This window comes from Brevibacillus ginsengisoli (assembly GCF_050113715.1).
In the GTDB taxonomy this organism is placed as follows: domain Bacteria; phylum Bacillota; class Bacilli; order Brevibacillales; family Brevibacillaceae; genus Brevibacillus_H; species Brevibacillus_H ginsengisoli.
On record NZ_JBNJQR010000001.1, the window covers coordinates 108,510 to 123,587 of the forward strand.

The window sequence follows — 15,078 nt, forward strand, 5'->3', positions numbered from 1 at the left end:
GTACAATAATGGAGGAATTCGCATGCTACCATCACTATTTATTGCTCACGGTGCGCCAACCTTGGCGATTGAGACAGGGACATATGTCGATTTCTTGAAACAACTGGCCGCCAACTATCCAACTCCGCGTGCCATCGTCGTATTCTCGGCCCACTGGGAAGCGCAGAAGCAGCTCATTAGCGGTGCACCGTCACATAGCATGATCTATGATTTCTACGGTTTTCCGGAAGAGCTGTACCAAGTCGAGTATCCGGCAAAGGGAGACCCGACGTTGGCGCAGGAGATTCAGCAATTATTCGAAGCCCAAGGAATTCAGGCTTCTATTGATACAGAGCGGGGGATCGATCATGGCACGTGGGTTCCGCTTCATCTGGTTTATCCTGAATCCAACATCCCCGTTATTGCTTTATCCGTCAATCGCTTCTTAACAGCAGAACAACAATATCAACTTGGCCGAGCACTAGCCTCCTTGCGTGAAAAGGATATTCTAGTCATTGGAAGCGGAGGGACTGTCCACAACCTGAGACGATTGGATTGGGACAGCACGACAGCGGTTAGCTGGGCGAAGGAGTTTGACGGCTGGTTGGGTGAAAGAATTGAGAAGTGGGATGTGGAAGAGCTTTGGCAGTATGAGACACTGGCGCCGTACGCCCGAGAAGCTGTACCGACGCCTGAGCATTTTGTGCCCTTGCTACTGGCCATGGGAGCTGCAGATGACAAGCGGACTGCAAGGAAACTGTACCAAAGCTATCAGCTGGGTTCGCTTAGCTTGACCTGCTGGGAGTTTGGTGGGGAATAGGGTATTGATATTTGGTGGCAAGTATGCTATTCTAATACTTGTCACTACAATTTTATGGGCCCTTAGCTCAGCTGGGAGAGCGCTTGACTGGCAGTCAAGAGGTCGTCGGTTCGATCCCGATAGGGTCCACCATAAGAACAATTACGGAAACGGCAGAGATGTCGTTTTTTTTAATATTTAAATTGTACTCTTCTGAGTCGAAGAAGTCGCTATGGTTTCCTTCATGTATATCACGCATGTGGAGTGCCGTATGTTAGTAGTGAGAAGTTAACCATAAACCATAATGGGGTGATTAATTGAGTAAAGCTAAGGCCAAGAGTGGAACAGGCAAGGGAACAGGCAGGGGAACAGACAAAAAAGGCTGGAACCGTTGGCAAGCTAGTGACAAAAGAGCAAAAAACGCACCAAAACCCTATAAAAGCAAAGGCACGAATCAGGATGGCGGAACCACTTCCGGTAATCAAAAAGGCGGAAAAGCCTGAAATGTAGGCAATAAAAACAGAACAGGATGGGATCATTTGGATAAAAATGAATTTAAAAATGAGTTACCTTCAAATTATGAGCAATTAAAAGTATCTGCGAGTCGAGCATCCAATTGGAGAGAACGTTTAGATGCTGTAGAAGAGTTGGGTCAGTGGAAAAACAAACAAACCATCGCTGTACTCACGAATAGAATGAAGAACGATGCCGTGTATAAAGTTCAAGAAGCTGCATTCCGTAAGCTCAAAGAATTTGGCGAAGATATTCAACTACCGCCAAGGAAAAAAGGCGACTTGATTAAAGGAGATACTAAAGCCATGGTAAGAATTAAGAAGAGCTTGCCAGAAGGTCATTCCTTTGAAGAGTTTAAAGAGAAATTAAAAAAGATGAGACTCGATGTATATGATAGCTACGAAGGTGAAAAAGGCGCTGACTTTGAGAAGTGGCTTGAAAACACGTGGGCATCGTTGTCGACAAGGTAGCAAGGAATCGATAAAACAGATATAGGGGTGGTATTCTGAGAAAGCAAAAGCCAATGTCGTTTGATGAACTGCTGAAGGACTTACAAGGCCAGAGAAAGATTCAAGAAGATCCGACTCAAATTTCATTAGAGAAGTTGTTTAATGAAGCATTTATGAGTAAGCATTCCAACTTTAAGAGCTTTGGAGAGTTTGTTCAGAAAGGCAACTTTCAAATAAAGACGCAAGAAGATATTACTAACATTCCTGACGAGCTTTTTAATCGGCATGTTGCAAGGGAGACGGATTTTGCTGATTGGAAATCTATGCTGGAAACAGCAACAATGGATTTGGACGCTAAATAACGAGCATAAGAATGAAGCTGAGTTAAGAATGCCGATTTGGGCTTAACCTAACACATTTACCTTAATGATGATAATCCTTAATATTTGAATAGGCAGTGAAACTAACCACCAAGGAAACGGCAGAGATGTCGTTTTTTTGTTTTGAATTTATGTTTCGTATTCAACACATGTGGAGTGTATAATATTGATGGTTCGTAAAGAATAGATGAGATGTGACAAAAGCCCGACCTCATGTGGTCTGGGCTGGGCTTTTTACTTGATACAACAAAATAAATTTAGGATGGAATGTCACATGTTAAGAATAAGTAATATTAAGCTTCGTGCTGATTTTGACCTAGGTAAGGAAAATGAACTTTTAGCTCAGAAAATCCAAAAAATATTAAGGGTCAAACAGAACAAAATAATGTCTTTTAGTATTTCTAAGAAGTCGATCGACGCAAGGGAAAAGAATAATGTCTTACTTGTTTATTCAGTTGATGTTGAAATTGAAAACGAGAAGTCCTATTTAGGAATTAAGGATGTTTCTTTCTGTGAACCAATAGAATATGTAATTAAGAAGGCTCAAAGAACCACTCGTCCTGTAGTAGTAGGCAGTGGGCCTGCTGGTCTTTTCTGTGCGTTGCTATTGGCAGAGCATGGTTTAAACCCAATTGTAGTAGAGCAAGGAATGGACGTCGATCGGAGAAAATTAGCTGTTGAAAAATTTTGGAAATACGGTGATCTCGATACCAATACCAATGTCCAATTTGGTGAAGGTGGAGCAGGTACGTTTTCAGATGGAAAATTAACAACTGGCATAAAAAATACCCGAATTCCGAAAGTGTTAAAGGAATTAGTAGAGGCTGGCGCTCCTAAGGAGATAGCTTATTTATCAAAACCGCATATAGGAACTGACATTTTGATAACAGTTGTTAGAAATATTCGTAAAAAAATAGAACGACTTGGTGGGGAAGTACGTTTCGAAACGAAAATGAAGGAACTTATCATCGAAAATAGTGAAGTTAGAGGCGTGTTGTTAGAAGGACAAGGAAAAACAGAGACAATTGAAACTGATGCTGTAGTATTGGCGATTGGACATAGTGCTCGAGATACTTTTTATATGCTAAAGGATCTAGGGGTTGAAATGACACCGAAAGCATTTGCTGTAGGTGTGCGCATAGAACATCATCAAAAAGACATCGATTTACAGCAATTCGGCAGTTGTACAATTAATCCACTCCTTGGTGCAGCTGAATATAAGTTGAACGCGCATCTTCCAAACGGTCGAGGTGTATACTCTTTTTGTATGTGCCCTGGAGGTCATGTCGTTGCTGCCGCATCGGAAAAAAATTCGGTAGTTTCAAATGGTATGAGCTATAGCGCAAGGAGTGGTGAAAATGCGAATAGTGCCATACTTGTCTCTATAACTCCAAATGATATGAATGGGGATGTATTGGCGGCAGTAGAGTTTCAAAGAAAACTTGAGCGAAAAGCATTTGAACTAGGTGGAAGAAATTATTTTGCACCCGTACAATTGGTTGGCGATTTCTTAGCGGATAAGGGCAGTAAACAACTTGGAGATGTTGTACCAACTTATAGCCCGGGTGTTACACCAACGGACTTAAGAGAATGTCTTGATGATTTTATCGTTGATAGTTTAAAAGACGGGTTGCGATCAATGGATAAAAAACTAGCTGGCTTTATCAAACATGATGCAGTTTTAACAGCTGTAGAAAGCCGAAGTTCATCACCAGTTACAATTAAGCGAAATCCGCTGACCTTTGAGTCGAACATAAAAGGGCTATACCCTTGTGGAGAAGGTGCGGGTTATGCTGGCGGTATCACGTCTAGTGCTGTTGACGGCATAAAATGTGCAGAAGCATTAATGGAGATTGAAGTTTAGTTTTGATACACACATCGAAATGATAGGTTGTTCGTTTTGTGTATTGTGACTGTGAAACCAGTACAACACATGTGGAGTTCGCCTGAAGCCGTTTTTCTATCCATGCCCTTATATGAAAAAAAGGACCGGAATCCGGTCCTTTCCTATATTTAGAAAAATTATATAACAAAGATGAATAATCCGAGGGAACAACATAGAGTCGTTCCCTCGGATTATTTTGTTTATACAAAACGATACAGAGGCATTTTGTGTAAAGTGAGTTACGAAGGTATTTGATATTCTAAGTGTACGGAATATATGACAGGCCGAAAATATTGTAACTACAATGTGCATTTAATAAAAAACATATATAAAGGATGGGAATCAACTATGAAACAAGCTGTTGAAACGTTGTTCGTCAATACCTTTACGGATGGAATTTTGGACCCGGACATAGAAATGCTTGGCCCTGTCAAGGATGGCGGTCATATTGTCGCCAATACGGCACCCGGCTGTTGGGGACCGATGATTACGCCTTGCCTGAAAGGCGGGCATGAGGTTACGAAGCCGATCTTTGTGGAAGGAGCGGAAATAGGCGATGCAATTGTTATTCAAATCAAATCAATCGACGTAACCTCTATCGCAACTTCCTCGGGGAATGACAAGCCGGTTGAAGGCCGTTTCCTTGGTGATCCTTTCGTAGCCGTGAAATGCCCCGAGTGCAGCACGCTGAACCCGGATACGGTCATTAAAGGCATCGGACAAGAAGCGATCCGCTGTGCCAACTGCGGTGTCGACATCACTCCTTTTATTTTTACGAATGGTTATACTATTACGTTTGATGAAGATGGTCAAGTGGGACTCACCTTGCCGAAGGAAGCAGCCGAACAAATTGCGCATGAAGGCCGCCATTATATGCGGACACCGGATGCGTCGGTGCAGAATCCGATTGTGACGTTTGCCCCGCATGATCTGGTCGGCGTCGTCGCGCGCATGCGGCCGTTTCTGGGCCAACTCGGCACTACTCCTTCCAAAGCGTTGCCCGATTCGCACAATGCCGGCGATTACGGCACGTTCCTGATCGGGGCGCCGCATTCGTATGCCGTGACCCAAGAGGAACTGGACGAGCATTGTACGGATGGGCACATGGATATCAGCCGTGTTCGTGCAGGCGCAGCACTAATCTGTCCGGTCAAAGTTCCGGGTGGCGGTGTCTATCTGGGCGACATGCATGCGCTGCAAGGCGACGGAGAAATTGCGGGTCACACGGCCGACGTTGCGGGGATCGTCCATCTCCAGGTCAAAGTGCTGAAGAACGTTAAACTTGAAGGGCCGATTCTGCTGCCGAACGTGGAAGATTTGCCCTACACGGCCAAACCGCTGTCCGCTGCAGAGAAGCGCATTGCCGGAAACCTCGCGGCCAAGTGGGGCTTGAAGGAGATTGAAACCTCGCTTCCGCTGTCTATAGTCGGAACGGCTCCAAATTTGAATGCAGCTACCGAAAACGGGCTCGCCCGCGCCGCGAGGCTGTTTAACGTAACGGTGCCCGAGATTATGAACCGCGCCACGATTACCGGCTCGATTGAGATTGGCCGCCACCCTGGCGTCGTCACCGTAACCTTTCAAGCGCCAAAGCATTATTTGGAGCAGGCGAAGCTCTATGAAATCATCGATGAACAGTATAAGGAACATGCCTGAAACGGCAAAAAGTGATGGATTTCATTATGCGAAAATATGAGTTAATAAAAACAGCAGCTCAAAGGCAACTTTGAACTGCTGTTTTTATATATTCACACATGCTGCCTTAAGCGAAGCATTAGAAGTCCGGTGAAAAAATAGCGGAGAGGGCGGAATCGTTCTGGAGAAGCGCAAGCGGCACGCCTTTGTCCCCGGATTTCTACCGCAAATGCGATTCAGCATATGACATTCACCTCACGTATCACCGAGCTGATTTCGCGAAACATTTCAATTTTAATGAGATTAGCCATAATCTAGAGGCCCTTGGTCAGGTAGTTGATAAATTGGTAAAAAACGGATATTGAATTTATTTAAATATAGTTCTTATTTGAGCTATTAAACTAACCACTAAGGGAGAGCGCTACACTGGCAGTCAAGAGGTTGTCGGTTCGATCCCGATAGGGTTCACCATATATGAAATACAAACGGCAAAGATGCCGTTTTTCTTTTTTTACATTAATGTTTCCATTTTCGAACCATGTTGGGTGCTGTGTGTCGCTGGTAAAGAAGTAGTAATTACAAGCCACATTTACCCGAACTAAAGTTAGATAAGGGGCTGGCTTAAGATATATTGGGGCTTATTGGGCTGAGTATTTATTGAATTTACTTAACCATTGTGGTATGTTGAAAAATAAATAAATAATTATTTATATGCGAAGCAAAAATTTAGTAGTATCCATATTGGCTACCCCTATATTCATGAAACCAAGCGAGGTAAAAGATATGAGTAATGCAACTAACGCTATCACACATGATAGCCTCCATGCAGAGTTAGAAGTGGTTGGTAACCTTTGCATGGAGTAATATAAAGCAATCACCACCCATGCTGACTTTGCTTCTTGATTATTTCAATTTTCAAGAGGAGGAAGTTTGTATGAAATATGTTAATGCCGAGACCATTTTACCAATGGATTTAGTCGAAAAGCTGCAGGATTTTGTGCAAGGCGAATATCTTTATATTCCAGCAAAAAAAGATCAGCACAAACGCTGGGGGCAGCGCTCCGGTTATCGGGAAGAAATTGACAAGCGAAATCTTGAAATTTTGCAGGCACACGCTTCCGGTTCTTCAATTGAGGAGATTGCTAATTCGTTTTGCCTTTCTGTTTTTGCGGTTAGAAAAATTATATATCAAAGATGAATAATCCGAGGGAACAACATAGAAGTCGTTCCCTCGGATTATTTTTTTTATACAAAACGATACAGAGACATTTTGTGTATAGTGAGTTACAAAGTTAGTTGATATTCTAAGTGTACGGAATGTATGGCAGGCCGAAAATATTGTAACTACAATGTGCAAAGGAGGTCAAAGTAATGGATGCTATTGTAAATAAGTCATATTTAAGTTTTGCTGTTCAAATAAATGTGAATAATCTGCTACCGTGCTTTTGGCTTTCAATGTGTAGGATTTGTTTATGTAATACATTTCATTTGGTTTTCAGGAAATGAAATCACACATGTAAAGCGCCGGTACAGGCGCTTTTTTTGTGCCCATTTTTAATGAATATTAGGAGGAACATTTAATGTTGACACAAATCTATGATATGGCAGGCAATATTGTCGGAGAGATGAAACTGGAAGAATCTGTTTTTGGGATTACTCCAAATGAATCAGTTATGCATGATGCCATCGTAAACTATCTTGCTAATCAGCGCCAAGGAACACAATCTGCTTTGACTCGTGGTGAGGTGCGCGGCGGAGGGAAAAAGCCTTACAAAAATAATAAAATCGACAAATCGAGAGCTGGTTCAACTCGTATGCCTCATTGGCGGCATGGGGGCGTTGCATTTGCACCCAAGCCGAGAGACTATAGCTATCATATCAATAAAAAAACCAAACGTCTTGCCATCAAATCAGCGTTATCTTCTAAAGTACAAGATAATAATTTCATTGTTGTGGACAACATTACATTGGAAACTTATAAGACCAAGGCTATTGTAGCTATGCTTCATGCACTTGGTGCAGATAGGAAGGCACTTATTGTCACACCTGCAGCAGATAAAATTGTTTATAAAAGCGCAAGCAATATTCCCGGCGTTGAAACCGCAATTTCAAATTCTCTGAATGTGTACGATCTTTTGCGCTATGACAAGCTCATTATCGCAAAAGATGCTGTCACAATAATTACAGAAATGTATACAAGATCTTAATTTCCAAACCGTTGCAAATATCTCTGATGAAAGGAGGAATATTCATGGCATTTGACGGTTTACTAATGCATCAACTTGCCAAAGAAATCAAGACTAATCTACCGATGACAATCAATAAGATCTTACAAATTTCTGATACGGAGATTCTCCTGGATGGACAATCAAACGAGCGTAAACTTAGGCTGATTATCAGCGTTGATTCACAAAATAACCGTATAAATTTCACAGAAGAAAATTATTCGGAATCGAAGCAGAAAAATGAATTTTTGATATTACTCGCAAAACATCTACGAGCTGGCGTCATCCAAAGTATGGAACAGGTCGGTGTTGAACGAATATACTGCTTTCAAATCAGTGTTGAGGCAGTTCGCTTCTCACTTTACATTGAACTGCTAGGCAAAGATGCAAACATCATACTTGTCGATGAAGCGCATAACATTATGGGTTCAATGAAACAAACATCGCTCTGCAAAGCCAGTGCGCGGACACTCTCGCCTGGAGCCGTTTATCACCTTCCATTTGATTATAGTGGAAAACAGAATCCTTTTCAGCCGTCTTCCATAAATGAATCAGAGTCACTTGTAACACAATTTCATGGTTTTTCGCCTCTGTTAAGCCGTGAATTTCAATACCGCATGCAACATGGGCAGTCATTTTACGACATTATGTATGAGCTAAATAGAAGCGACAAGCTTTATTTGTCGGAAACAGAGCAGGGTATCCAGTTTCATTGTATTCCGCTTACACACTTGAGGGGAAAATTGAGTTTTTATCCAATTATGGAAGGCGTAGATATTGCCTTGTATAAAATACAAACTCGTCAGCAAACAGACGGTTTATTCCAATTGGTACGCAATGAATTAAGTAAACGCTCCCGAAAACTTTCAAAATTGGAGCAAGCAGTTCTTGAAGTCGGGCATTTTGAGCAATATCGTACCTATGCGGATCTACTTTACACATACTATCATCTGCTTCCCCGCAACGATGCTTCTGCCGATCTCAAGGATTTTATGACAGGAGAACTGCTTCATATTCCGTTAGACACCAAACTGAGTGCAAAACAAAATGCTCAAAAATACTATGAAAAATACCACAAAGGAAAAATTGCTCATACCAAACTCAAGGAGCAAATTGTGCTTTGTAAAATGGAATCAGATTATTTTTTTCGGCTGGAGTCCCGGCTTGAACTGGCTGATGGCATAGATGTATTAGAAATTCGCAGGGAGCTTGAAAAACACGGCTATTTCAAAGCAAAACCAATCAACGAAGAAAAAGCAGAACAGGAAACCGAACATTATGACTTTTCAATTCGGGCATGGTATTAAAATCTTCGTAGGCAAGAACAGTATTCAGAATGAATACCTAACATTCCATTATGCCAAGAAAGAGGATTTATGGCTGCACGTGAAAAGTTATCATGGAGCCCATGTTGTTATAAATACCACAACACCTGATGAAGAAACGTTATACTATGGGGCCTTACTGGCTGCTTACTTTTCACAAATCAAGGCCTCTGGTTTGGTCGAAGTAAATTATTGTCAAGTCAAGACTCTTAAAAAGCCCAAAGGCGCCCCAATGGGATTGGTGTTATTTGGAGCCCATAAATCAATTTATGTCAGGCCAAAGGAAGAAGTTATTCAGAAGCTCCTGACCGAAAATTTAGTTCAGAAGGCGTAACCTACCGCCAAGTATTGCTAAAAGCCTGCCCTTTCATAGGACAGGCTTTTGTTTTGAGAGACATAGCAATTTTTGATGAATGTTTCAAGAGGACTCTCCTTTGCTGCCCCTTGCTCGCGGTGCATTGCATTTTATACCTTGTTTAATTTTTTTTCATAATTTGCCTTTTTGTGCTCGATAAGAGCCAGTTGTATTTCAATCTCCTGTTTTTGGGCTAAAAGTATTGTTTCCTGATTTAAGACAATGGAGTATTTTTCTTTCAACTCCAATGTATCATCATTTGAGAGGCCAATATAATGACGAATCATGTCAATTCCCATTCCTGTGTTTCTCATACATTGGATCATTCTTAATCTCATGATTTGATCATCAGAGAACAGGCGGATATTATTCCGGTCCCGCGCTATATTTTGCAATAAGCCGATTTCCTCATAATAGCGGATTGTAGGTTTGGGCAGGTTCGTTATTTTTGATACTTCCTTGATGGAGTATTTCGGCTCAGTGCCGTAAATAAATTCTTCCATAACTGTCTCCTATCACTTGATTCAAGTTACTTGAAGTGTTTGTAAATTATTATAGCATATTGTTGAACCGGCAGATTCCATAAATAGTTCTTTTTCAATATTTTATATTTTTTATCAAAATTTTTTATTGACTTCAAGTTACTTGAACGGAGTACAGTGATCCAGGAAGCATTAATCATAAATATCGCATAGGAGGTAAAGGAATGAATAGAAACGTTAAAATCAAACTTATTGACAAGGTATATATCAATGGAGAATTTGTAAAACCTGACGGGACAGAAAGGATGGACATTATCAACCCGTCAACAGAAGAAGTAATCGGACAGGTGGTTTTGGGAAATGAGTCAGATGCTCAGAAGGCGATTGGAGCTGCGAAAGAAGCATTTAAGTCTTTCTCAAAAACTTCCATTGCGGAGCGGGGACAAATGCTTGAAAGGATACATGATGCAATCTTATCAAGGGCTGCTGATTTAAATCAGGCGTGCATGGAGGAATATGGAGCTACAGCTAAGGCAGGAGATTTTAGAACCCGAATCTCAGCTGACAGCTTCCTTTTGGCAAAAGAAGCGATGGAAGCCTTTGAATTTACAAAATACATCGGGAAAGCCAAGGTTGTTCTTGAACCTGTGGGTGTCATCGCTGCGATCACACCCTGGAACGCAAATAATTCCCAGATCGCTATAAAGGTTGCTACAGCAATATCAGCAGGCTGTACGATTGTTGTAAAGGCCAGTGAATTTTCCTCCATTCAGACTCAAATACTGGCCGAGTGCTTCCATGACGCCGGATTGCCTGCCGGGGTAGTCAATATTGTATACGGGCTAGGTACTACCGTCGGCGCTGAATTATCCCGCAATCCGGACATTGCAATGATTTCGTTTACGGGTTCTGTGAATACAGCAAAAGCCATACACCATAGTGCTGTTGACACAATGAAAAGAGTCGTTCTTGAATTGGGAGGTAAATCAGCAAATATTATTCTGGATGATGCAGACTTTACAAAAGCGATTCCTCGTGCCGTTACAAGTTGCTTTGGAAATCACGGACAGATGTGTATTGCCGGCAGCAGATTGCTAGTTCCGGAGCATCGGCTCGATGAAGTGAAAGAACTAATAAAACAGGCGGTTGCAAATACTAAGGTGGGCTATCCCTGGGAAGAAGATACATTTATTGGCCCCATGATGAATGAGAATCAATACAAAAGGGTTCAGCGGTATATCAAAATCGGTATGGAAGAAGGTGCTGAATTAGTCATAGGCGGAGAAGGACACCCAAGAGGTCTGAAAAAGGGGTATTTTGTAAAGCCGACCGTTTTTGCAAATGTAACCAGAGATATGACGATTGCGAAAGACGAAATATTTGGACCCGTCCTGTCTATTTTAACGTATAGAACAGAGGAAGAAGCGGTAGAAATTGCAAACGATACAGAGTATGGATTAGGCGCATATATAAGCTCCTCTAATTTGGAAAAAGCCAGCCTAATTGCCTCCCGTCTCATTGCCGGAACCGTGTACATTAATGATGTCATTCTTGAAATGAGAGCTCCTTATGGTGGATTTAAGCAATCAGGAATCGGTAGAGAATGTGGCATATATGGTCTTGAAGAATATCTTGAACCCAAAACCATACTGATCTCTGAGTGATATATTTCACCGATAGACTCTGAAAGCTGTTTGTCAGTATGATTTTTGACGGATGATCAGCGATTTACAAAAGAGAATGACTATTCAAATGCAACAACAAATCTTGAACAGAAATTTCCACTTTCTCTACACGCTTTCTTTATAGCCAAGGTTTGGATGAATCAGACATTTTTGAGTTCAATGGGATTTGGCGGAACAGATAATTTAACAATGATTGTTAAATTGACTAATTGGAAGTGGAAGATTGTTGATATTAAGATACCTGAATAAGTATATCATTTTATAGGATGTTGCAATGTAGAAGCAGGTATGTTAAAATCTGGCTGACACTTAACGATTGGAGTTGAAGAGGATAATGTAAAATTTCTTGCCACTTTTTTAGAGAATAAAGCAGAGTTTGTTTTGTTTTATTCTTTATTTGGCAAGAAAGTTACCTTATTCTTTTCACTCAGAAAATATATCCTTTTCATACCCTGCACTGGGTTGGATGTGCCGTATTTTTTGAGCTACAAGAAAGGTAACTTTCTTGTAGCTCTTTTTTTATTTTGACAAAGGAGGTTGACGACACATGTCATTGATCAAGGTAACGAACCTGACGTTTGCTTATGACGGCAGTTACGACAACATCTTTGAGGATGTAAGCTTTCAAATTGATACCGACTGGAAATTGGGCTTTACGGGGAGAAACGGCCGGGGCAAGACCACGTTTCTCAATCTGCTGCTGGGTAAGTACGAATACAGCGGAACGATTTCGGCCAACGTCAGCTTCGAGTATTTCCCATTCCACGTTGAACACAAAGAGAACAATACCATTGACATCGTCGCCGACATCCATCCTGACTTTGAGCACTGGCAGCTTCTTCGAGAGCTTTCGCTGCTGAAGGTATCGGATGATGTGTTATACCGACCGTTCGAATCGTTGTCTAACGGGGAACAAACGAAGGTGCTGCTGGCGGCCCTGTTTTTGAAGGAAAACCGTTTTTTGCTCATTGATGAGCCGACCAACCATCTGGACCTGCATGCTCGGAAGCTGGTCAGCGATTATTTGAACGGCAAGAGCGGGTTTATTTTGGTGTCGCACGACCGGGCGTTTCTCGACAACTGCGTGGACCACGTTCTTTCGATCAACAAGACGAATATCGAAATCCAGAGAGGAAATTTTTCCGACTGGTGGGAGAACAAACAACGACAGGACAACTTTGAGATGGCCGAGAATGAAAAGCTGAGGAAGGACATCAAGCGGCTGTCCGAAGCGGCCAAGCGGACGAGCAACTGGTCGCACGAAGTGGAAAAAACAAAAAACGGCACCCGCAACTCCGGATCCAAGGTCGATAAAGGGTACATTGGTCACAAGTCCGCCAAAATGATGAAGAGGTCCAAATCGATCGAGCAAAGACAACAATCCGCGATCGAGGAAAGATCCCAGCTGCTTAACAATGTTGAAAGCTCGGAAAGCCTGAAAATATCTCAGCTAGCGTATCACAAACACCAATTAGTCGAGCTTGACCGCGTTTCGATTCATTACGGCGAGAAAAAAGTTTGCCGTGACGTAAGCTTTACTATCGAGCAAGGGGACCGTATTGCACTCTCCGGTCCGAACGGCTCAGGCAAATCGAGCTTGCTCAAACTGATTTGCGGCGAGGATATTCCTTATTCCGGCACGTTTCAAAGCGGGAGCCAGTTGAAAATATCCTACGTTTCACAGGACACCTCACACTTGAAGGGCAATTTGTCGGAATTCGCCAGAAACAGCGGAATTGACGAAAGCTTGTTCAAATCGATATTGAGGAAATTGGATTTTTCGCGTTTGCAATTCGAGAAGGACATCGCTTCTTTTAGCGGCGGCCAGAAGAAGAAGGTGCTGATTGCGAAAAGCCTAAGCGAACGGGTTCATTTGCATGTTTGGGACGAACCGCTCAATTTTGTCGACGTCATTTCCCGGATGCAAATCGAAGAACTGCTGCTGGAGCATTCTCCGACCATCCTTTTTGTGGAGCATGACAGCGAGTTTTGCAAGCATATCGCGACAAAGAATGTGGAGCTAAAATAGATAAACCATTTCAAGGAGGATGAAAGCGATGGAGATTGACGTTGTAGATGATTATGTGAACCGGTTCTTGTTAGGTGAAGCGGTTCACGAAAAAACAAATCGGTTGCCGGAGGTTTACCAATCTATCGACAGGTGCACGTAGCGATCCGGCTGCAAACGAATGCGCTTTTTCTGTATAGTTGGTTAATGACGTGTCAAAGCGCTAACTGAAGGTTGCTTTATTACGTTTTCTCCGGCGGTAAGGAGAAGACATGAGACTAACCTCGAAATATGAAACGATTCGGCGAATGTTGTCCGACCTCAAGCAGCCCGAGTATCGGTATGCTCAGATAATGGAAGCGATTTTCAAGCAAAATATCGGCGAATACGAACGGATGACGATACTGCCCAAATTTTTGCGCGACGAGTTGAGCCGGATGCTTGGTCCGAACGTCTGCAGCATCGCTCCGGTAAAGGAACTCACGTCGAAACAGGTCAGCAAAGTGCTGTTTGCCATTGCAGGTGACGAACGCGTCGAGGCCGTACGACTTACTTATGAGCGGGGGTGGAAATCGTATTGTATTTCCACGCAGTGCGGCTGCGGATTCGGGTGCAGGTTTTGTGCCACCGGTACAATCGGCCTGAAACGAAATCTGACCGCCGACGAAATTACCGACCAATTGCTACACTTTCGCTTGAACGGCCACGCCTTGGACAGTGTCTCATTCATGGGCATGGGGGAGGCGCTCGCCAACCCGCATATTTTTGATGCAATGACGATTTTGACCGACCCGCATCTCTTTGGTTTAGGACATCGACGAATTACGATTTCCACTATCGGTCTGTTGCCGGGGATCGACAAGCTGACACGGGAGTTTCCGCAGGTCAATCTAACCTTCTCGCTGCATTCGCCGTTCGACGATCAGCGAAGCGAGCTGATGCCGATCAACGACCGATTCCCAGTCCGCGACGTGCTGCAGGCATTGGATCTTCACATCCGGCATACAGGGAGAAAGGTGTATATTGCGTATATTCTTCTTCGAGGAGTAAACGACTCGACGGCGCATGCGGAAGCAGTTGCCGAGTTGTTAAGGGGAAGGGGACCTGGGGACCATCTCTACCACGTTAACCTGATTCCATTCAACTCGACCGAAGTTACGCCAGACAGCTATCGGCAATCTGATTCTAATCGGATTAAAGCGTTTGCTCGGATCTTGAAGTCAAAGGGTATCAACTTCACGGTCCGAACTCAATTCGGATCGGACATTAAAGCTGCATGCGGCCAGCTATACCGCTCCGAATAAATCCAGGATCGGTATGATATTAGCGTTACATTGAACAGGTCGATTATGGTCAGA

Annotated in this window: 14 protein-coding genes and 1 tRNA gene; 14 read left to right on the forward strand and 1 reads right to left on the reverse strand. The window is 42.8% G+C overall.

The window, feature by feature from the left end; all coding sequences use genetic code 11:
* Positions 1-22 precede the first annotated feature (22 nt).
* From ACQCN2_RS00535 to ACQCN2_RS00585, 11 genes are all read left to right on the forward strand, one after another.
* Entirely contained in the window at positions 23-799 is a 777-nt protein-coding gene (locus ACQCN2_RS00535; protein ID WP_426926933.1) for a dioxygenase family protein, read from the forward strand.
* Between the two features lie 56 nt (positions 800-855).
* Positions 856-931 (forward strand) — tRNA-Ala (locus tag ACQCN2_RS00540).
* A gap of 164 nt (positions 932-1,095) precedes the next feature.
* Positions 1,096-1,281, forward strand: a complete 186-nt coding sequence (locus ACQCN2_RS00545) for a DUF3934 family protein (RefSeq protein ID WP_426926934.1) — start codon at positions 1,096-1,098, stop codon at positions 1,279-1,281.
* A 36-nt stretch (positions 1,282-1,317) separates the two neighbouring features.
* Positions 1,318-1,761, forward strand: coding sequence for a HEAT repeat domain-containing protein (locus tag ACQCN2_RS00550; RefSeq protein ID WP_426926935.1), 444 nt, complete (start codon positions 1,318-1,320; stop codon positions 1,759-1,761).
* Positions 1,762-1,814: 53 nt separating this feature from the next.
* Positions 1,815-2,102 (forward strand): hypothetical protein, encoded by a 288-nt coding sequence (locus ACQCN2_RS00555; protein ID WP_426926936.1) that lies wholly within the window; start codon positions 1,815-1,817, stop codon positions 2,100-2,102.
* A gap of 292 nt (positions 2,103-2,394) precedes the next feature.
* On the forward strand, positions 2,395-3,984 hold the full coding sequence (locus ACQCN2_RS00560; RefSeq protein ID WP_426926937.1) for an NAD(P)/FAD-dependent oxidoreductase: 1,590 nt from the start codon (positions 2,395-2,397) through the stop codon (positions 3,982-3,984).
* 369 nt (positions 3,985-4,353) lie between these two features.
* Positions 4,354-5,661, forward strand: a complete 1,308-nt coding sequence (locus ACQCN2_RS00565) for an acetamidase/formamidase family protein (protein WP_426926938.1) — start codon at positions 4,354-4,356, stop codon at positions 5,659-5,661.
* 913 nt (positions 5,662-6,574) lie between these two features.
* Positions 6,575-6,838: a CD3324 family protein gene (locus tag ACQCN2_RS00570; RefSeq protein ID WP_426926939.1), complete on the forward strand. Its 264-nt coding sequence runs from the start codon at positions 6,575-6,577 to the stop codon at positions 6,836-6,838.
* A 382-nt stretch (positions 6,839-7,220) separates the two neighbouring features.
* Entirely contained in the window at positions 7,221-7,847 is a 627-nt protein-coding gene (gene rplD / locus ACQCN2_RS00575; RefSeq protein WP_426926940.1) for a 50S ribosomal protein L4, read from the forward strand.
* 44 nt (positions 7,848-7,891) lie between these two features.
* Positions 7,892-9,172, forward strand: coding sequence for an Rqc2 family fibronectin-binding protein (locus ACQCN2_RS00580; protein ID WP_426926941.1), 1,281 nt, complete (start codon positions 7,892-7,894; stop codon positions 9,170-9,172).
* The gene (locus tag ACQCN2_RS00585; protein ID WP_426926942.1) at positions 9,144-9,524 is read left to right on the forward strand and encodes an NFACT RNA binding domain-containing protein; all 381 of its coding nucleotides are present in this window, start codon (positions 9,144-9,146) and stop codon (positions 9,522-9,524) included. The genes ACQCN2_RS00580 and ACQCN2_RS00585 overlap by 29 nt, the downstream gene beginning before the upstream one ends.
* A 131-nt stretch (positions 9,525-9,655) precedes the next feature.
* On the opposite strand, the gene ACQCN2_RS00590 is transcribed toward ACQCN2_RS00585, so the two are convergent.
* Positions 9,656-10,048 (reverse strand): MerR family transcriptional regulator, encoded by a 393-nt coding sequence (locus ACQCN2_RS00590; RefSeq protein ID WP_426926943.1) that lies wholly within the window; start codon positions 10,046-10,048, stop codon positions 9,656-9,658.
* 203 nt (positions 10,049-10,251) lie between these two features.
* Between ACQCN2_RS00590 and ACQCN2_RS00595 the strand changes: the two genes are divergently transcribed.
* The 3 genes from ACQCN2_RS00595 (at position 10,252) to ACQCN2_RS00605 (ending at position 15,024) form a co-directional block, all read left to right on the forward strand.
* Entirely contained in the window at positions 10,252-11,691 is a 1,440-nt protein-coding gene (locus ACQCN2_RS00595) for an aldehyde dehydrogenase family protein (RefSeq protein ID WP_426926944.1), read from the forward strand.
* A 568-nt stretch (positions 11,692-12,259) separates the two neighbouring features.
* A complete protein-coding gene (locus ACQCN2_RS00600; protein WP_426926945.1) occupies positions 12,260-13,741 on the forward strand; it encodes an Lsa family ABC-F type ribosomal protection protein in 1,482 nt (493 codons plus the stop codon).
* 251 nt (positions 13,742-13,992) lie between these two features.
* On the forward strand, positions 13,993-15,024 hold the full coding sequence (locus ACQCN2_RS00605; protein WP_426926946.1) for a Cfr family 23S rRNA (adenine(2503)-C(8))-methyltransferase: 1,032 nt from the start codon (positions 13,993-13,995) through the stop codon (positions 15,022-15,024).
* The last annotated feature ends 54 nt before the right edge of the window (positions 15,025-15,078 follow it).